The organism is Eubacteriaceae bacterium ES3 (assembly GCA_030586155.1).
Lineage (GTDB): Bacteria > Bacillota > Clostridia > Eubacteriales > Eubacteriaceae > Acetobacterium.
Genome location: CP130741.1, coordinates 958,325 through 976,974, shown reverse-complemented (window position 1 = coordinate 976,974; position 18,650 = coordinate 958,325). Strand labels below are relative to the sequence as shown.

The 18,650-nt window shown below is 39.4% G+C and carries 18 protein-coding genes and 1 pseudogene; 11 read left to right on the top strand and 8 right to left on the bottom strand.

Annotated elements, in window-relative coordinates; translation table 11 throughout:
- Positions 1-13 precede the first annotated feature (13 nt).
- Positions 14-2,185, bottom strand: coding sequence for a chemotaxis protein CheA (locus Q5O24_04475; protein ID WKY48577.1), 2,172 nt, complete (start codon positions 2,183-2,185; stop codon positions 14-16).
- 314 nt (positions 2,186-2,499) lie between these two features.
- Here Q5O24_04475 and Q5O24_04470 point away from each other — a divergent pair, with 314 nt between their 5' ends.
- Positions 2,500-4,161 carry a hypothetical protein gene (locus tag Q5O24_04470; protein ID WKY48576.1) on the top strand — a complete coding sequence of 554 codons (1,662 nt, stop codon included), beginning with the start codon at positions 2,500-2,502 and terminating at the stop codon, positions 4,159-4,161.
- Positions 4,148-4,462 carry an EscU/YscU/HrcU family type III secretion system export apparatus switch protein gene (locus Q5O24_04465; GenBank protein ID WKY48575.1) on the top strand — a complete coding sequence of 105 codons (315 nt, stop codon included), beginning with the start codon at positions 4,148-4,150 and terminating at the stop codon, positions 4,460-4,462. Before Q5O24_04470 ends, Q5O24_04465 begins: the two co-directional genes overlap by 14 nt.
- A gap of 91 nt (positions 4,463-4,553) precedes the next feature.
- On the opposite strand, the gene Q5O24_04460 is transcribed toward Q5O24_04465, so the two are convergent.
- Entirely contained in the window at positions 4,554-4,946 is a 393-nt protein-coding gene (locus Q5O24_04460; GenBank protein WKY48574.1) for a hypothetical protein, read from the bottom strand.
- Between the two features lie 166 nt (positions 4,947-5,112).
- Between Q5O24_04460 and Q5O24_04455 the strand changes: the two genes are divergently transcribed.
- Both Q5O24_04455 and Q5O24_04450 read left to right on the top strand, forming a co-directional pair.
- Positions 5,113-5,571 carry a redoxin domain-containing protein gene (locus tag Q5O24_04455; GenBank protein WKY48573.1) on the top strand — a complete coding sequence of 153 codons (459 nt, stop codon included), beginning with the start codon at positions 5,113-5,115 and terminating at the stop codon, positions 5,569-5,571.
- A gap of 193 nt (positions 5,572-5,764) precedes the next feature.
- Entirely contained in the window at positions 5,765-7,699 is a 1,935-nt protein-coding gene (locus tag Q5O24_04450) for a sigma-54-dependent Fis family transcriptional regulator (GenBank protein ID WKY48572.1), read from the top strand.
- A gap of 340 nt (positions 7,700-8,039) precedes the next feature.
- Here the strand turns inward: Q5O24_04450 and Q5O24_04445 are convergent, their stop codons facing one another.
- Positions 8,040-9,491 (bottom strand): transposase, encoded by a 1,452-nt coding sequence (locus tag Q5O24_04445; GenBank protein WKY49207.1) that lies wholly within the window; start codon positions 9,489-9,491, stop codon positions 8,040-8,042.
- 166 nt (positions 9,492-9,657) lie between these two features.
- Between Q5O24_04445 and Q5O24_04440 the strand changes: the two genes are divergently transcribed.
- The 7 genes from Q5O24_04440 to Q5O24_04410 all read left to right on the top strand — a co-directional run bounded on the left by Q5O24_04440 (position 9,658) and on the right by Q5O24_04410 (position 14,143).
- Positions 9,658-9,882, top strand: a complete 225-nt coding sequence (locus tag Q5O24_04440; GenBank protein WKY48571.1) for a 4Fe-4S binding protein — start codon at positions 9,658-9,660, stop codon at positions 9,880-9,882.
- On the top strand, positions 9,864-10,076 hold the full coding sequence (locus Q5O24_04435; GenBank protein ID WKY48570.1) for a 4Fe-4S binding protein: 213 nt from the start codon (positions 9,864-9,866) through the stop codon (positions 10,074-10,076). Before Q5O24_04440 ends, Q5O24_04435 begins: the two co-directional genes overlap by 19 nt.
- Positions 10,073-11,959 (top strand): aldehyde ferredoxin oxidoreductase family protein, encoded by a 1,887-nt coding sequence (locus Q5O24_04430; GenBank protein WKY48569.1) that lies wholly within the window; start codon positions 10,073-10,075, stop codon positions 11,957-11,959. Before Q5O24_04435 ends, Q5O24_04430 begins: the two co-directional genes overlap by 4 nt.
- Positions 11,959-12,207, top strand: a complete 249-nt coding sequence (locus Q5O24_04425) for a MoaD/ThiS family protein (protein ID WKY48568.1) — start codon at positions 11,959-11,961, stop codon at positions 12,205-12,207. The genes Q5O24_04430 and Q5O24_04425 overlap by 1 nt, the downstream gene beginning before the upstream one ends.
- 22 nt (positions 12,208-12,229) lie before the next feature.
- Entirely contained in the window at positions 12,230-13,450 is a 1,221-nt protein-coding gene (locus Q5O24_04420) for an iron-containing alcohol dehydrogenase (GenBank protein WKY48567.1), read from the top strand.
- A 25-nt stretch (positions 13,451-13,475) separates the two neighbouring features.
- Entirely contained in the window at positions 13,476-13,694 is a 219-nt protein-coding gene (locus tag Q5O24_04415) for a YtxH domain-containing protein (GenBank protein ID WKY48566.1), read from the top strand.
- A gap of 260 nt (positions 13,695-13,954) precedes the next feature.
- A complete protein-coding gene (locus tag Q5O24_04410; GenBank protein WKY48565.1) occupies positions 13,955-14,143 on the top strand; it encodes a hypothetical protein in 189 nt (62 codons plus the stop codon).
- Positions 14,144-14,272: 129 nt separating this feature from the next.
- On the opposite strand, the gene Q5O24_04405 is transcribed toward Q5O24_04410, so the two are convergent.
- From Q5O24_04405 to Q5O24_04385, 5 genes and pseudogenes are all read right to left on the bottom strand, one after another.
- Positions 14,273-14,773 carry a flagellin gene (locus Q5O24_04405; protein ID WKY49206.1) on the bottom strand — a complete coding sequence of 167 codons (501 nt, stop codon included), beginning with the start codon at positions 14,771-14,773 and terminating at the stop codon, positions 14,273-14,275.
- Between the two features lie 244 nt (positions 14,774-15,017).
- Positions 15,018-15,386: pseudogene (locus Q5O24_04400) on the bottom strand (hypothetical protein).
- A 168-nt stretch (positions 15,387-15,554) separates the two neighbouring features.
- Positions 15,555-16,955 (bottom strand): radical SAM protein, encoded by a 1,401-nt coding sequence (locus tag Q5O24_04395; GenBank protein ID WKY48564.1) that lies wholly within the window; start codon positions 16,953-16,955, stop codon positions 15,555-15,557.
- A 33-nt stretch (positions 16,956-16,988) separates the two neighbouring features.
- Entirely contained in the window at positions 16,989-17,651 is a 663-nt protein-coding gene (locus Q5O24_04390; protein WKY48563.1) for a TylF/MycF/NovP-related O-methyltransferase, read from the bottom strand.
- Between the two features lie 52 nt (positions 17,652-17,703).
- On the bottom strand, positions 17,704-18,627 hold the full coding sequence (locus tag Q5O24_04385) for a class I SAM-dependent methyltransferase (GenBank protein ID WKY48562.1): 924 nt from the start codon (positions 18,625-18,627) through the stop codon (positions 17,704-17,706).
- Between the last annotated feature and the right edge of the window lie 23 nt (positions 18,628-18,650).

Sequence of the window (18,650 nt, the reverse complement as noted above, 5' to 3'; positions counted from 1 at the left end):
AATGCCCTCCGGATCAATAATGATCGACAATACTTGGCACATCAATAATTAGACTGATACTGCCATTTCCAAGAATGGTACAGCCAGCAATTCCGGACTGATCTCCAATATAACGCATCAGGTAACGAGGAATGGCTTTGACAACGATCTGATGTTTTTTAATCAGGTCATCCATAAAGAGGCAGGCCAGGGTTTCGCCAGAATCCACAAGCATCAGGATACCATCTTCAATTGGATAAGGTTCTTCCAGAGTATGGAAAACATTATGGAGTCTGATCAGCGGGTAACATACTCCACGAATCATAACCATCTCATTGTTGTCCGGATCTTTAATCAGCTGATCCTGAGTAATCTTGAAAGATTCTCGAATATTGCTAATCGGGATTTCATAAATTTCTTCGCCAACTTTGACTTCCATGCCGGAAATAATTGAAAGGGTTAAGGGGATTTTTAAGAATATATTAGTTCCGGATCCCTTTTCACTTTCAATGGAAATAGAACCGCCAACTTTTTCAATATTCTTCTTAACCACATCCATGCCCACACCACGACCTGAGAACTCAGTAACCTGTTCTTTTGTGGAAAAGCCCGGTGCCATAATTAAGCTGAGGATTTCTTTTTCCGAGTATTCTTCTTCCGGTTTAACCAGGATTCGTTTTTCCCTGGCTTTTTCCAGTATCTTTTGAGGATCCAACCCTTTTCCATCGTCAGAAACAGAAATGACAATGTCTCCACCGACGTTTTGAGCTGAAAGAATGACTTTTCCCACTGGATTTTTACCAGCCGCAATTCGCTCTTCCTTGCTTTCCAGGCCATGATCCATGGCGTTACGCACCAAGTGCATTAACGGATCCGCAATCCCGTCAATGATCGTTTTGTCAACTTCAGTACTCTCACCCATCGTTATAAACTCAACTTCTTTTTTAAGTTTCTTGCCGACATCACGAACAATTCGCTGCATCTTCTTAAAAGTTCCAGCGATCGGGATCATTCGGATTGACATGACGATATCCTGAAGTTCATCAGTTAATTTCTGCAATTGTACTGAAGCTTTTTCATAAACTTCGTCTTTGATGCTATCAACCTGAACACTGCCAAACACCATGGATTCTGTTATAACGATTTCGCCAATTAAGTTGAGTAACGAATCCAATTTGTTAAGATCAACACTGATCAGATTCTGGACTGCTGCTTTCTGAGTATTTTTCTGGTTGGCTTCGGCAGCTTTCTTCTGTTCTTTTTTGGGCTTTGCATCTTCACTTTCTGGTTCTGCTACCGGCTTTTTATCGTCTTCTGTCTCTGGCAGTTTATCGATAAAGCTAACCGTTTCTACTGATAAAATACTATGTGCTGCTGATTCCACCCGTTCCTGACTGCATCGGGTTTCCAGGGAACAGAAAAATCCGTTCTTAAGAATAGTCCCAGCCGCATCAGCATTATCATTAAGCTTTTCCGGAATCGTTTTTAAAACCCTTCCTAATGAGCTTAACTTATTCACCAGCATAAAAGCACGGATGTTTTCCATCTGGCTGTCCAGGGCGAATCGCACATGAAGATGGAAGACCTGCATATCCCCATCACAGCCGTTCTTACCGCCTTCGACTTTTTCTTCCTGGGTAGCCATTTCTTCAAGTTCCATCATCACTTCGGTTTCAATATCAGCTACATCCAAATCAACTTCAAGAATCAGGTCTATTTCTTCCACCACTTCTTCTGCCACAGTTTCAGTTTTCTCAACTTCGACTGGCTGATTTTCAGCTTTATTAACAGGCTCACCATTTAAAGCTGCCAGGAAGCGATCAATTTCTTCGATCAACTCAGGATTTTCTTCTGATAGCTCTTCATTATTTCTGATTTTTTCCACTTCATCTTTCAGGTAACTGGAAAAATTTAGAACCAGATCCATCAGATCTTCAAAAAGACTCTCATCAACACCATTTTCACGAATGGCAAAAAACAAATCTTCCAGTTTGTGAGCAGCATGCGCCAGGGTTTCAAACTCCATCATGGCCGAAGACCCTTTGACCGTGTGCATAATTCGGAAAATTTCGTTGATATCTTCCGGGGTTAGCTCTTCATTTTCTTCAGACTGAAGCAAAATTTCATCCAATTGATCCAGCAGGGTTTCGGATTCAAAAATATACATTTCTAAAATTGAATCATTTCCAGAATCATAACTACTCATCTTAACCATCCTTTTTTCTTACAAATTTTAAATTCACTTAAGTATTCAGTTGTGACATACAGGCTGACAGAACCAGATTGTGCTTCTGCCAGACAGACTGAAGCTAAACATGAATTTTTATTCTGACCGGTAAATCCGCTAGACGGACTTAATGCCTTTATACCCGTATCAATAAAAGCAGATCGGATGTCTTATGAGGGATATACCCATTTTAATCGTAAAATCGCCTCTATAGACTGCAAAATTTCAAAAAACTGAGTTAAAAGTCTGCTTTCCTGAATTTTATTTATTCTGTTCTATTATAGCTTTAATTGATGAGGAATTCAACACCTGAAAATATTGCATCTGCCCTTCAAATCAAGTATAATTTGTTTAAAGTCGGCCTGAATGATAATCAGTCCGGGAAAAATGATATTACGTCAGGAAAGGACTGTCCCTTGGTCGATAGTATAAAAATTACCTCCACCCCTCAAACCCCCAAAGTAACCGATATGCCGGCTAAATCCGGTGGTAGTGATGCAATCTTTGATATCCTTAATCCGGAGATTAATATTAAAGTCGAAAATTTAGGGAGTGATGCCTCAAAAGATAGTTTCAAAGAGGCCCTAATGCAAAATCTCCAGCGGGAGATTTTAAAACCACTCAAGAACAGTACAACTCTTGAAGCAGACACCTTGCGAAAACTGGTGCTGATGGCCAAACTTTTTGAAAGCAGTGCCGGTGCCATCCCCAAAGAGCTCTTAAACGGGATTTTTAAGGATACTCAGGATCTTCTGAGTGAACTCCTGCTGCGCGATAAAACCGAAACAATTTTTAAAGGATCTTTTTTTGACAGTTTACGCACCCTGGCAAAACTTGATGGCTATCCCCAATTAAAAGACTCAATTGTCTCCGTTTTAAAATATTTTGATGCCTATGTCAACAAAGATCAGAGTTTCAAAGCTATTCTCAGCGAGACCATAAAACTGATGGATTCGATGCCTAAAAGTCAGCAGGACGCACTTGCCTCGCAGCTTTCCAAGATATCAATCCTGCTTTCCAGCCAAAATGGTGGCCCTAACTCTCTAAACAGCCATCAGAATCTGATTGAACGTCTGGAATCACTGATCAAAGGACCAAACATTTCCAGTCTGAATAATAATGAATTTTCATCACAATTAGATAAGATTTTAAAGAATGAAACCATCCCCACTCTGGGTAATTTGCTTCGCTCCCCAAACACCAGTGAAAAACAGTATCAGGCGATTAACTCTTTGTTAAACCAAATCGTTCGTTATGATAAAGGGAGTGCTGAAAATCTGGAGTCGGCCATTTTGCGCCTGGCAGATGCCTTAAAACCCTTATCAAACCTGTCAGATACTGAAATAATGGAAATGAAAAACCAGGTGTTCAATCATGCCAAAGAAGCTGAACTGCTGTTTGGTCGGCTCAGCACCTCCCGTTCTCCTGGTATGGATGGGGATCAGATTACCGATAAAAGCGAAGTCGCGCAACTGCTGGAAAAAGCGTTGAGCGATTCTACCCCTTCTAAGCTTCAGGTTACTGCCCAGGCTCTGCTGGAAACCCTTGTGCGTAATGAAAGTCCAGTTTTTCCACTGATGCATTTTCTCATCCCTTTTCGCTTTATGGATAACGATACCTATGGAGAATTCTTTATTGATAAAGATCCGGAATCCGGTGAAGATGGCGGCGGTGAACAGTCCACTGATATATTCTTTACAATTCAGTCTGACCGCTACGGGTCTTTTGAAGTCTTTATGAAGGTTCGCAGTGAAGTGATCCAAATGGAAGTCAAATCACCGGCACCACTGGTTGAAGTATTAGAGCACAATCAGGATAAAATCAGAAATATTATCGAAGAACAGGGATTTCGCCTGTCAAATTATTCAGTGGATGAATTCAAAGAAAGCCAGAGTATCTTAAAACGATTCCCTAAACTGGCTTTAAGAAAGGTGGGCTTAGATGTCAGAATCTGATAATACCATTATAAATCGTGAAGAACCGCTTAAAGTTGCTGCCATCCGCTACGATCCGGACAAGAACAACGCGCCCGTCATCGTCGCTGCCGGCACCGGACCCATCGCCCAGAATATTCTAAGAATCGCCGAAGAAAATGGCATCTCCGTCTATCATGATGACAGCGCCGCCACACTTCTTTCAAAGCTTGAATTGGGACAGGAAGTCCCACCGGAACTCTATCAGGTCGTGGTCAATATCTATGTCGCCCTGCTTAATATGGCTGAAGACAACGATCTTACGGAAAAACTGTTTAAATAAAACAAAGCCATTTCTGAACCCAAAAAGGATGCCTGAAATGGCTTTTATTTTTCATTTAAATTTATTTATCTCTTCACTCAAGACTATCAGATTATTTAAGTTCCGCTTTTTTCTGATAATAAACAGCAAAAACTTTGGCATTCAGCTCCTGTTGTTCAGCAAAGCTTAATAAGCGGCATCGGTTGATCACTGACATTTGACCATTAAACATGACATAGGTGTTTTCCAGCTCATCCAGTGTTTTTCCCGGAATCGAGAGCTGGGACACAATTTCATCGGTCATCAGATACAATCTTTTTTTAATCTCTGCATCTGATAGCTTCTGATCAAGGCTTAAAACGGGTTTTTTAATAAGCTTTACTTCCTTACTATGCTGAGCCTCTTCTGCTGTTTTTATTGGCTGGTCATCTTGTTCTGAACTAACATTTTTAGCCGGCTCCATTTTTTTCTCTTCTTTTAAATACTCTTCTTTAGTTAAACGCATGGTATTTCTCGCTTTCAAACATACTTTCGCTTTTATTATATAAAATTTAACAGGCAGTGTCTACGACTTTTAGGGCTTAATTACATTTATTTTAAATCCAAAATGATTTTAAACAACTAAAGCGGGTATGTATAAAATGTTTAGATATTTTTAAGGAGGAACTATTATGACAGAAATTATTCAGTTAGGGGCTATGGCTCCCGATTTTCAATTACCGAATCAGGAAGGTGATCTTATCAGTCTCAAACAATTCACCGGAAAAAAAGTCCTTTTATCCTTTCATCCCCTTGCTTTTACTTCGGTTTGTACCGACCAGATGCGTTCTTTAGACCGTAATGTGGACCGCTTTACAGAATACAACACCATTGTCCTGGGAATGAGTGTTGATCCCCAGCCCAGTAAATCCGTTTGGGCAAAAGCTCTAAGTTTAAAACACATGAGTGTTTTATCGGATTTTAATCCCTTAGGACAAGTCGCTCAGGATTATGGAGTTTTTAGCTTTGAACACGGAGCTTCCAAACGCGCTAATATTTTGATCAATGAAAATGGCATGGTTATCTGGACCAAAAAATATGCCATCAAAACCTTGCCCTCTGTTGATGAAATCCTGGGAAAGCTAAAATAAATATATACTTATATCTGAGTAAAAAATTTTATACAAACTATCTCGGTAAGCCGGACGATCGCCAATTGTTCGGCTTACCGTTTAAATCTTTATATTCTTGTAAATGGCAAAATAATTATTATTCGCAAACCTGTCTTTCTGATTGTGTTATAATTAAAGCAGCATTTCCCCAGACTAAATAATAGAGGATAAAATGGAAATAAATACAGAACTTTTAGAGAAATACTGGAATGATTTTAATCAAAGCGGAGTAATTAACAAAGGTGTGCGACCAATTATTGGTGATGCCTGGCTCCGATGTCAAAAAAACAGAATCAATCCAGAGGAAGGGATCGGCACAAGACTTAGTGAGAGAGCCTTTGCTCAAACCATAAAAAAGAATCAGCTTCTCATCGATATTTCAGAATCGATTATCCGTCAACTTTATGAAACGCTGCAAAATTCAGATTCAATCATCTTTATCTGTGATCGCAGCGGTTGCATTCTGGATGCTTACCACGATCTTACTCTGGAAGTCCCGATGAGCCAGGCCCGGCTGATTCCCGGCTATCGCTGGCTGGAATCGGAAAACGGTCTGACTTCAATGGATTTAACTATCAGACTCAACCAACCAGTGCAGGTTGTTGGACCTGAGCATTACTGTAAAAATCATCACGAAGCCGTCGGCTCATCTGCACCTATTCACGATGAAAACGGGGTTATCATCGGCAGTGTAAATCTGGTCAGTTTTTTGCACCAATATACCAAACATTCTTTGAGTGTGGTTACCGCCGGAGCAGCTTTAATAGAAAATCAACTGCATTTAAAAGCAACCCTCAACTTATTTGAAAAAGTTTTTCATTCTATGGCCGAAGGGATGATTCTCTTAAATCATCAACTGCAAATTGAAAGAATTAATGAAAACGCCAAAAGAATATTAAAGCTAAGTGATCGTGAGCTTGCAGAGTTCAATGCTTCTGAAATCCTCAGAGAAGTATCCTTTAAAAAGTGTGAAGTTGGTAAAAGTATTAACCTCAACTTTTTTCTTAAAGGAAGAATTATTCACTGCTTTGGTGAGATCGATTGTGTCCAGATCGATCAGGATAAATGTTATTTTTCAATTATTTTTAAAGCCGTAAAAACCATTAATAAAATGATCAATCGGATGACCGGAAATATGGCTTTCTATACTTTTGACGATATGATTACAGAAAACGAAACTATGCAGAACCTGATTCGCTACGCCCAAAAAACGGCTAACATCGACAGTTCGGTTCTGATCACCGGTCCCAGTGGAACAGGTAAGGAGCTTTTTGCCCAGTCCATTCATAATCACAGTAAAAGAAGCAGCGGTCCTTTTATTGCCATCAATTGCGCAGCACTTCCTGCTGATCTGGTGGAAAGTGAAATCTTCGGATATGAAACCGGAGCCTTTACCGGGGCGAAAAAAGAAGGCAAACCCGGTAAATTTGAACTGGCTGATGGCGGGACACTTTTTTTAGATGAAATTGGGGAACTGCCTTTGAGTATCCAATCCAAACTATTAAGAATTTTAGATTCCCACCGGATCACTCGTTTGGGCGGTAAAAGTGAAAAGGAATTCGATGTTAAAATTATTGTTGCCACCAATCGGGATCTGGAAAAAGAAGTGGAGAATAAGAACTTCCGCCTGGATTTATTCTATCGAATCAATATGAGCACCCTCAAACTCCCTGCTTTAGCACAACGTAAAGAGGATATTCTCCCCCTGGCAACTCATTTTCTCAATAAACTGAATTCAGAAAACGAAAAATTAATTGACTCCATGGATCAGGGATTTCTAAACTATCTGCTTAATCATCCATGGGAGGGCAATATCAGACAATTACAGAATGTTATCTCAAGGGCTTATTTTCAATGTGAAGGAGGCATCCTGACGATTAACGCTCTGCCTGAACTGCCTTTCACTAATAAAGCTAACGCTATTCAACCGGAGGATCTGCTAAATCCCAGAGAAGCACTGGAAAAAAAATTAATTATCGAAACGCTTGCTGCAAAAAAAGGCAATGTTACCGAATCAGCCAAAACTTTGAATATGGCTAAATCGACCTTGTATCGCAAATTAAAAGCCTACGATATTAATATACAGAGAGACTTCCGTTCAAATTAACAGTTATATTGTTAAAATCGCAACAAGCTTGTAAACCGTTTCAGTTTGAAACGTTCGTTTCATTCCGTGTTTTAGAATCGTCCGTTTGATTCTCACTGCCACTATCAGAACGCTGAAAATCAGCGTTTTTTTTCGTGTAAATAGTTGGCACACATCTTGCTTTATATTCTATACAAGAATTAGGTAATTGCGAAATGAAAACAAAAATGAAAAAAATGAGAAAGTAGAGCATGAAGAGAGCTGATTAAAAAAGTATGACAAAAAAAGCAGGAAGCGTTGCAAAAAAAAGGCGCAAAAATAAAAGCCTGAGAAAAGCCTGAAAAAAACTTTATTTTAGCAGTTAGGCAATCAGTTTTTTAAGACTGCGGATGTATTGAAGCTGATGAATGTTGTCAGCAAGAATGACAGTAATCAGCTGGGTAATGCCAGCCAGGAGCAGATCCGCGCGAAGCGTCCGAGCATTTCTTGTTTTGCGACCGGCAACACAGAAAGAATCTTTGAAATGATTGAGTGACTGTTCAACAACACCGCGAATTTTATAGATTTGCTGCCACTCGTCAGTACCCCGAAGCGTACCTGGGTAAGCTCTAAGGTTTTTTTCAGGGTAAACATAGAACATCCGGCCACAGGAAGAAGGTGTGCAGGGTTTTTCGCAGAAACACTGACGTTTGGATTTACCGGATTGCTGCCTGACCCATCGGGTTTTGGGACAGGTAAATTTAAAGCGGACGAGACCATTTTTACGCCTGGTTTTACCTTCCGGTTTCATGGGAAGTGAAGGGTTGTCCGGACAACAGGGGATACCATGCTCATTAACCGGGCAATCGGAATAAGAAAGGGAGCCCCGCGAATTGAGGGGAATGAAGGCTTTTTCAAACTTTAAATCAGTCAGCAGCGAGTGATAAATGACTGAGCTGTCAAAAGCGGCATCACCAATAAAAAGTTTGGGAACAATCAGCGGATGCTTTTTAAAAAAGTCGGAAAGAACAGGAATAAGTGCTTTGGTATCATGGAGCGACTTGTCCTCGTCGGGAGAATCAGACTTTTTCTCAACAGCAATATCAGGATGATCAACCAGAAAGTTGGCATCATAAAAAGAGATATCCCGGACAATGCCAAGGCCGTTGGTGATCATGCCGAATTTATAGACATAACAGAAATGACCGTTGATATAAAGCTGTTTAATAGAAGAATTGGCTTTAGCGTGGGTGGGCATGGCGCCATAGGCGGCCTTGTAGGGATCATAGGAATCATTCAGCTGATGGGTTTTCTTGAAAGCTTTGAGCTGTTTGATGATTTTATTGGCAAATTTGGGATTATTTTCAGTAACATAGGCTTCAATTCCCGAAGTATCAAAGATGGTCATCATGGCCTTATGAGCATCGATCTTTTGGCAGATTGGTTCAGTTACATCAACAAGTTGATGAAAAAACGATTGTAAGTCCGGAAGATAATCTTGCTTGAAGCGAGTCAGCTGGGATGCGTGGGGAACTCTGCTGAAACCGCAGAAATCCCTTAATTCGCTGGAAAACTTGAGAAAAGTGATCAGCAGGGTGTCAGTGGGAATGGAAAAAATTCGCTGCAGAATGAATGCCCAAAGAATGGAACAAAGCTCAAAATCACGGTGTCGCCCATTACAAGCATAGTAATGACTGTAAAAAGAATGTGGAACCAGAGCATGAAGGTCAAGTTTTTCTTCCAGCAGTGAAAGAAAGTGATGTTTGTCCTGTTCAAAAAAATGAGTGCAATCAGCATAAATTTCAGCAAACGAAAGCTGTTTTTGTGGTAAAATATCCATATATAACTCCTTTCAGGATGATGGATTGTTGTGGTTGTAACTCAATTTTATCATAATCTGGTGAGGAGTTATATTTTTTTATGTTAAAAATATCCCGCTATTATGCGGGTTATGGCATTTCGCAAATGCCTATATACAAGAATAACTAGGAGGTGAAAGAATGGCCTATCAAATAACTGACCGCTGTATTGGCTGTCAGCTGTGTGCAAAAAATTGTCCAGTAATGGCCATTACCGGCGATAAGAAGAAACAGCATGTTATCAATGAAAAACGCTGTATTGAATGTGGCGTCTGTCAGAAAGGTTGTCCTAAAAGTGCGATTCTTGATGAAAAGGGTCAGGCTGGGGAAAAAATCCCTAAAGCACAGTGGAAAAACCGGTTGTAGACCGCAAACTCTGCAGTGCCTGCGGCGTTTGTGCAGATGTCTGCATCTTTGATGCAATAAAAATTAGTTATCCGCGATTTAAAGGTGATTTAAAAGTTTATGCCAAACTCGAAGAACCCAATAAATGCGTTGGCTGTAATCAGTGTGCCGTAAATTGTCCACTCGGTGCTATCAAGATGGAGGTAAAACAATGAATGGCGTAAATTACATAAGCATCGATCTAAGTACTCGCCAGGTCAAGACTGTTCTGATTCGAAGAGACTTAGTCAAAAACTACTTAGGCGGAAAAGCTCTGGCAGCTAAACTCTTATACGACCTTCTGCCAGAAGGAACTGATCCTTTAGCTGAAGAAAGTATTCTGATTGTTAACACCGGACTGATGAACAATACCGGCGCCCCATCTTCCAGCCGCTTTAATATGACCTTTAAAAATGTGCTGACCGGTGGGATTGCCTCGTCGAACTGCGGTGGTCAATTTGGTGTTATGCTCAAAAAAGCCGGTGTCGATGGTCTGATTATCACTGGAAAAAGTAAAAAACCCTGTCTGATCACTATTCTAGATGGTGAAGTCATTATTCAGGATGCCAAACTTTTATGGGGCCTTGACGCCGAAACGGTTCAGGAGAGCCTGCCTAAAAATTATGGTAAACTGGTAATCGGTCCGGCTGGTGAAAACCTGGTCAAATATGCCGCTGCCGTCTCCGGAGAACGGGTAGCCGGACGTTGTGGCGCTGGAGCTGTAATGGGTTCTAAAAACTTGAAGGGCATCGTTGCCTACGGGTCAAAAAAAACTGAAATAAAGGACCCTGAAGGCTTTAAAGAATATACAAAAAAATGGGTGGCCTTTTCTAAAAATCATCCCATGACCGGAGAAGCTCTAGGCTTGTACGGCTCTGCCGGATTAGTAAACAAGGCCAATATGTCCGGGGCTCTGCCGACCAGAAATTTCCAAAAGGGTCAATGGGAAAAAGCTGACGCAATTTCTGGTGAAACCTTGGCTGATACACTTTTAGTCAGAAACAGCGGCTGCATCTCCTGCCCTATTCGCTGCGAACGACGGGTAATCGTTAATAATAAAGAAGTAAAAGGACCGGAATTTGAAACGCTGGGGCTGTTTGGATCAAACATTGAAAATGATGACCTGCAGCTGATTAACGAAATCAATTATCAGGCTGATATTCTGGGAATGGATACCATCTCCTTAGCTGGTACCATCGCCTTTGCCATGGAACTTTATGAAAAAGGACTGGCCGATTTTGGTCTGCGTTTTGGCAAAACCGATAATCTGCTCGAAGTGATCGAAAAAATAGCCAAACGGGAAAAACCCTACGATGAGCTGGCCGATGGGACTCTGCGTCTGAGTCAGAAATATGGCGGATCAGATTTTGCAATCCATGCCAAGGGTCTGGAGCTGGCCTCCTATGAACCCCGTAAATCTGTGGGTATGGGCCTGGGTTATGCCACCTCCAACCGGGGTGGATGTCATTTAAACGGCGGTTACCTGGCACTGATGGAATCCATCGGGGTTGTGAGTATGGGACAGACTACTACAGAAGGAAAGGCTGAGCTCACGGTATTTTTACAAAATGCTATGGAAGCTGTTTCATCAGCGGGTTTCTGCCTATTCGGCCTGCAATCAATGATCCCCAAGCTCATGTTTGATCTGGGACCTTCACATCCAGTTACCGGTATAACCGGAAAAGCAATGGGGGGTGCTCGCGGTGTGTTGAGAAATATCTGGCCGATGATGCCAAACGCTCTGCCGATCAACTCAATGTTCTTAATTCCCCAGGCCAAAGCCGTTGAACTGGCTACTGGTCTCAAAATGACTACCGGTGAGTTCCTGCAAATTGGAGAGCGTGCCTACAACATCGAGCGGCTCTTCAATTTAAGAGAGGGCTTAAGCCATAAAGACGACAGCTTACCCAAACGTTTAACCGATGAGATTCAGGATCCTGATGACCCGAATTCCAAAGTCGATCTCGATACCATGCTGCCGCTTTATTATCAGACCCGAGGCTGGACTAAAGACGGCGTTCCAGCTGAAAAAACACTGAAGCGGCTGGCAATTGGATAATGGTCCTGGTTGAATACAAAGGGGAGCTGGCAAAATTGACCGGAAAATCTGAGGAAAGTCTCTCTGCCACCTCCCTTGAGGGATTGCTTCTCATGATTAAGAAGAACTACTCAAAAGAAGTCTATCAAACGGCAAAGCGATGTCATATAACCATCAACGGAAAAATCAGCCACCAAAAATTAATTGGCAGACTTTTACTAAATGAAAATGATCGGGTCGTATTTTTCCCGGTCTGCAGCGGCGGCTGAAACAAATAATAAGGAGAATATAATGGAATTAAAAAAATTGGCTTATCGAAGTACACATGTTGTTATGAAAGGGGCTATGGCGGTTATTAAAATGCCAACGCCCTCAGTTTTATCGGGACCGGGAATGATCAAACGCTTTCCGGAAGTCATCAAAGCCTGTAAAGTTGACCATGTTCTGATTGTCACTGACAAACCCTTAATGAACCTGGGCCTTCTTGATACTTTTATGGAAGCTCTGAAAAACGCGGATATTCATTACACCGTATTTGATGGCGTTCAACCAAATCCAACTTTTGAAAATATTGAAGATGGTCTGGCAATCTACAAAAACAATCATTGTAATGGAATTGTCGCTTTCGGCGGCGGCTCTTCAATGGATTGCGCTAAAATCATTGGCGCCCGGATGACCAACAAGAAGTCTATTGAAAAAATGAAAGGCCTGTTTAAACTTACCAAAAAGCTGCCGCCATTTTTTGCTGTTCCAACCACTGCCGGTACCGGATCTGAGGCCACGATTGCAGCTGTTATCACTAACTCTGCCAATCATGAAAAATTTGCGATTAACGATCCTAAACTGGTCCCCATTGCCGCCTGCCTGGATCCGGAACTGACAATTGGTTTGCCAAACTTCTTAACCGCTCATACCGGAATGGATGCCCTGACCCACGCGGTTGAAGCTTATAATGGCTGGTATGACACACCTTTTGTAAAAGAAAAAGCCCTGAATGCCACCAAGATCATCCTAAATGATCTGGAAAAAGTATATGCCGATGGAACAAACCTTGAACTGCGTGAAAATATGCTAAAAGCTTCCTTTGATGCAGGGGTTGCCTTTACCAGGGCTTATGTCGGTTACGTCCACGCCATTGCCCATAACCTGGGTGGTCTATATGGTGTCCCTCACGGCTTTGCCAACGCCGTAATCCTCCCCCATGTACTGGATTTCTCCAAAAACAAAATCGAAAAGAAACTGTCTGAACTGGCTGTTTATTCCGGACTTGGTCATTTGGAAGAAGGAGAAAACGTTCTGGCCAGCCGATTTATTAATAAAGTAAAAGAAATGAATCGTAATATGGATATACCAGAAACCATTGATAAACTTAAACCAGAGGACATCGGGTTTTTAACCGAACGCATCTTAAAAGAAGGAAACCCTACCTATCCAGTACCTAAAATCATGGATTATGATGACTGTTATTCCATGCTAGAAGATCTGGTTACCCCAATCAGTTATCAGGCATAAATTGAAAATAAAAGGAGAAAAAAACATGAAAAGTTCAAATAATAAGAAATTTTTGGGTGGTCTCTTGGTTGGTTCAATTATCGGCGCAGTTCTTGGCGGAATCTGTGTTTCCAAGGGGAACCATGAAGTGGTTGACAATGCTAAAACATTAGTGGCATCGGTGACCGATGGACTTAATGATTATAAGGAAACGATTGATCGCAAGATTCAAGAAATTGAGAAAGACGAAAGCAATAAAAACTAAATCTTAGTGTCCATCTTGTTTTTATCAGCAATAGAGCTGGCTAAATAGATCACAGAATTTATTGCTCCTCATGCATTTAACAAGCATCAAGCATAGTAAATACTTTTCATATACAAAAATGAGAAGTATTTACTTTTATTTTATCATCGTCTATTTAAAGACATCAATATTAACAATTTAAGTTGAAAAAGTTGTTTAACTATCCGAGGATTTTATGGTATTATTATAATGTACAATAATTTTTAAGATAGGTGGTAGCAATGCGCGTTAAGTTAGATAAAGATGTAGATATTCAGGATGCTTTCGATATTCTTTATAATGTTGTCCCCGATAAGGATTCAAAAGAGGCTTTAGATGATGTGTTGGCCCTGGTCAACTCACTTTTGAGGGAAACAATGCGGATTACTCGGTATGATCCGGATATCAAATGCAATTACAGAAGAAAATAATGGTGAGTTATTTCAATAAAGCCAGAAAAGATTACAGGCAGGTGAAGCTTATCAAGAGCTAAGACCTGCCTGATTATTATCTTTATGGTTATATATTGGTGATCGGTACCCTAGCTAAACAATCTATCTTTAAAACGATTGAATTAACCCCTGTACCATTTCCGTATTGATATTATTACTCTGCGCCAGCATTGAGGACGAAGCCTGTACAAGGATATTCGCCTTTGTAAGCGTCATCATCTCCTTAGCCATATCAACATCAGCAATACGACTTTCTGAAGCCCGGAGGTTTTCGGATGTATTATCTACATTGTTGATTATATGTTCAAGACCATTCTGATAAGCGCCATACTTTGATCTTTCTTTCAATACAATGCCAATTGCCTTATCTATGGTGTCAATTGCACCGTTTGCAGCCATTCTTGTAGATAGGTTCAAGTCGCTTACCCCTAATTTCAACGTTCGCACATCAGACAATTCAACTTTAAACTCATTGCCTGAATTAGCACCTGTTTGAAGTATTATATCATATATTCTAGACAAAGATGGTAATGTTGAAGGCTCTGAAATTCCATAGAATGTATTCAGGTCAATTGTAGAACCAGAAACCAGATTGCGTTCATTCCACATCACCGCATAACCACTATCTCCAACAACTTGACCAGTATCTGTCCATGTATACGCTCCCCCCGATATCAGAGTATTGGCCAATCCTTAGCTCATCTGGTTGTAGTACAATACCCGCTCCTGAAATCACCCCATTAGCCTGTATAGCTAATCCTTCGTCATTATATACTGTGAACTCTTCGGGCAAACCTGCACCTGAAAATGATTCTTCAACGGTGATTGTGTTGCCATCAACAATGAACGGGGCTGTATCATTGGCTACTCCATCAATGGCTTTAATGATTTCCTCTACTTCAATCTGAATCATTTCTCTATCAGAATCATTAAGCGTATCATTCGATGATTGAATTACTAATTCTCTTAACCTTTGTAGATATGGTTCATTAATGACCGATAACCCACCTTCAGCGGTTTGCACTAACGATATCCCGTCCTGAGCATTCCGACTAGCCTGATTAAGTCCCCTGATTTGAGAACTCATCTTTTCACTGATCGCCAACCCAGCCGCATTATCTTTAGCGCTGTTTATTCTGAGTCCACTTGACAATTTTGCCAGCGAGTCAGACTGAGCAATGGTGTTTAATTTTAGTTTTCTATAGGTAGTTTCCCCCACCAATGAATTCAATCTCACTGACAAATCCTCCTGAAGTAAAATGCTATAATCTTAGCAGATTATAGCAGAAAAAATAACCACCTACAATATGTGACAACAAGTGTGGCAAGTTTTTTTAACTATTGAAAAAATCCTGGCTACTATGTCAGTCATTGAAAACTAAAATAAAAGCTATACCATCCTAAAGCCTCTAAAATCTGTATTCTTTTTATGATATAAATCTTCTAAAATTTGCCTATTTCTTTCCCTTAGATTATCTATATAATTTTCCAGTAAAACCGAATTTGCCCAATATAGACATTCGTAAAACTCTTCATCCGTCATATCAGTGAAATTACATGTAAGCAGATCTGAGTTCCGATGCTTAACTTCGTAAAAATCCTCAATGTTTTTGATTAATCCCTTTTCTATTGCCAAATTATATAAATCTGTCCCAGGGTATGGCGTAACTGGTCTAATTGTTCGTAATTGAGCATGATCATCATATTTTAGTAAGAATTCAACATCTTTTTCGATTACACTTCGATTCTCACCTAAATTACCAAAAATAATGTTTAATCCAGGGCTGATACCTGCTTCAATTGTATTTTCTATTCCTTTTATGATCATCTCGGTTGTCAAGTTCTTATGCATTAACTTAAGGCATTTGTCATCCATAGACTCAATTCCATAGTTAATAAAAACACACCCCGCTTCTTTCATCAGTACAAGCATTTTTTTGTCTTTAGAAGCAAAGTTGAGTCGCCCGTTACAATACCATTTTATCTTGATACCCTCTTTTAATAACGCTTCGCAGAATTCATAGATTCTGGGAATTGATGACATTAATAACTCATCCCAGAAAATAATATAAGAGACATGAAACTTCTCAACTAAAAACTTTATTTCTACAATGATTGAACTAGCTGATCTTGGTCGAAATCCCTGATCCATACGATAACAGAAATTGCACTTAAAAGGGCAACCGCGCCCACTTAACATCACCATTGATCGATCTTTTCTTGCTTTGTTAGGAGCTGGGTACAAAACATATTGTTCCATCTCAAATAAATCATATGCCGGTATACCTATTTGATCGATATTTTTTATTGGTTCTCGTCTTTCCGTTTGTATAAATTGGCCTTTTTTATCAACATAAGCAATCCCTTTTATCGTTGCGAAATCTATATTTTCATCTTTTAGTTTATTCAAAAGTTCAACAGTAGTTTCTTCACCTTCGCCTAAAACAACAAAATCAGCATTAAATCGTCTTAAGAAAAACTCAGGTTCCGGTGATGGTAAATGACCACCTAAAATAATCGTTGGCTTATTTTTAACTTTATTTATTGCTTCAAGATTTCTCTTTATCATATCATACTGAAAATAGCCACCGCATGCACCTAAACCAACAATATCAAAAATATTGTTATTTATATAGTCGGTTAAATGCTCTGGTGGATAGTGATAGACATCCTGTTGATATATCTCAACCGCATGTCCTGCATCTCTGATTGCAGCTGCCAAATAGCCAAGTCCCAAAGGGAAATATGCTATGCTATTATCATTATCATATGAAATCAATAATACTTTCATGGTAACCCCCTTTCATTATCCTACATTTCTCAGTTATTCTTTTACAATATAACTTGGTGTTAAAGAAAATTTAAATTTTCTTATTTTTACATTTTTCTCTTTAAAGAATTCATCTACAGCTTTTGTTTCACCTGGAAAAACTCCGTAATCGTCCAGCACCAATATCCCACCTTTTACAATTCTTGGCCATAAATTTTCCAAAACAGTGACTGCCGGCTCATATATATCAGTGTCCAAATTAACTAATGATATTTTTAAATAAGGATTGTTTTTAATATATTCAGGAATTGTTTCAGTAATATCGCCCTTTATTAATTCAATATTCTGATCCACTCCTTTTTTATTCAAGACTTCAAATAATTGATTTTCTGATATTGATTCTTCACCTGCAGCTAGAATAAAATTATCTCGAAATGCTTCGTCATCTTTGAAATTCGTCTCAGGAAACTTACCAAAGATATCAAAACCAATAATTTTTCTGGAATCATTGCACTCGAATAAATCCCGGAAACTTGCAAATCGTATTAAACTTGCTCCTTTAAAAACACCACATTCAATGATTGCTCCGGGCAATTCCTGGGTTAATTTAAAAAGCTCATAATGAGCAAGCATCTTTCCAATTCTGCTATTATCACAAGATAATATAAAATTATTTTCATACTCAAATCGTTTTTCATACTCTGGTAATTTAATCAAAACTCCCCTTCACTTTCTGTTATATAATTTAAATAAAATATTTAAATAACAATTACACGTCAGATTTTCTGGCAATTATTACAAGTGTATCAGCACTTAAATTTTCTTTTAGAGTCTTTTTATAATAATTTTCCAACCAATTTAGCGGCCCTTCTAATTCAAATGAGGGTTTGTCAAATTGAGGAGTGCCCTCAATCATCCAGTTAAATGCATTTTCAATACTGTACCTCTGGTTAGTAAACGCATCAACTATTACGTACCCGGCATTTTTAAGTACCATTTTAAGCGTATTTACGTCATAATAGACAAGATGTGCTCTTTGCCAATAAAAGTCATTATACTCTTTCGATACTCGAAGCATATTATCACTTAGATTTGGCACTTCTATCAGCAATAAACTGCTTTCTTTCATATACCTATTCTTAATTTTTTCCAAAAACTGGTTCGGCTCAGAAATATGTTCCAACACCTGAAACATGCAAATTAAGTCGTACATTTTTTCAGAAATTTCTTGTACAGAATCTTCAGTAGTATTGATTAAAAGATTCGTATCTCTTATCTTATTTTTACAAATTGAATTAGCAATCTCCCTGCGCTCAGCACTAATTTCAATTCCTTCTATGTCATAATCCCTTTTGCTTAAATAATCAACAAAAAAGCCGTATCCACAACCAATCTCAAGAATTGTCTCGATCTTATGCATTTTTTTTTCGATTTCTAAAATATAATTATAGCGCCGTTCCAAATCAGGAATTGCATTTTCTCTTAGTTTTTCAATTGAAAAATCCGGGATAATACTTTTCATCTGTTTATCTTTATCATAATACTCCTGATCTTCCGATACATCAGGAATTTTGTCCAACTGGACGATTCCGCAATTACAACATTTTACTACTTTATAGCTTTTTGAATCTCTTAATTCTTGTGCAATGGGCTCAAACTCAACTCCATTACAATATATACATTTAAAACCCATATTAATTACCTCTTATAAACTAC

What these genes read in the sequence shown, in the direction of transcription:
- Q5O24_04475 (WKY48577.1), bottom strand. Translation starts at nt 2,185, where the DNA reads ATGAGTAGTTATGATTCTGGAAATGATTCAATTTTAGAAATGTATATT.
- Q5O24_04470 (WKY48576.1), top strand. Translation starts at nt 2,500, where the DNA reads ATGAGGAATTCAACACCTGAAAATATTGCATCTGCCCTTCAAATCAAG.
- Q5O24_04465 (WKY48575.1), top strand. Translation starts at nt 4,148, where the DNA reads ATGTCAGAATCTGATAATACCATTATAAATCGTGAAGAACCGCTTAAA.
- Q5O24_04460 (WKY48574.1), bottom strand. Translation starts at nt 4,946, where the DNA reads ATGCGTTTAACTAAAGAAGAGTATTTAAAAGAAGAGAAAAAAATGGAG.
- Q5O24_04455 (WKY48573.1), top strand. Translation starts at nt 5,113, where the DNA reads ATGACAGAAATTATTCAGTTAGGGGCTATGGCTCCCGATTTTCAATTA.
- Q5O24_04450 (WKY48572.1), top strand. Translation starts at nt 5,765, where the DNA reads ATGGAAATAAATACAGAACTTTTAGAGAAATACTGGAATGATTTTAAT.
- Q5O24_04440 (WKY48571.1), top strand. Translation starts at nt 9,658, where the DNA reads ATGGCCTATCAAATAACTGACCGCTGTATTGGCTGTCAGCTGTGTGCA.
- Q5O24_04430 (WKY48569.1), top strand. Translation starts at nt 10,073, where the DNA reads ATGAATGGCGTAAATTACATAAGCATCGATCTAAGTACTCGCCAGGTC.
- Q5O24_04425 (WKY48568.1), top strand. Translation starts at nt 11,959, where the DNA reads ATGGTCCTGGTTGAATACAAAGGGGAGCTGGCAAAATTGACCGGAAAA.
- Q5O24_04420 (WKY48567.1), top strand. Translation starts at nt 12,230, where the DNA reads ATGGAATTAAAAAAATTGGCTTATCGAAGTACACATGTTGTTATGAAA.
- Q5O24_04415 (WKY48566.1), top strand. Translation starts at nt 13,476, where the DNA reads ATGAAAAGTTCAAATAATAAGAAATTTTTGGGTGGTCTCTTGGTTGGT.
- Q5O24_04410 (WKY48565.1), top strand. Translation starts at nt 13,955, where the DNA reads ATGCGCGTTAAGTTAGATAAAGATGTAGATATTCAGGATGCTTTCGAT.
- Q5O24_04405 (WKY49206.1), bottom strand. Translation starts at nt 14,773, where the DNA reads ATGTGGAATGAACGCAATCTGGTTTCTGGTTCTACAATTGACCTGAAT.
- Q5O24_04395 (WKY48564.1), bottom strand. Translation starts at nt 16,955, where the DNA reads ATGAAAGTATTATTGATTTCATATGATAATGATAATAGCATAGCATAT.
- Q5O24_04385 (WKY48562.1), bottom strand. Translation starts at nt 18,627, where the DNA reads ATGGGTTTTAAATGTATATATTGTAATGGAGTTGAGTTTGAGCCCATT.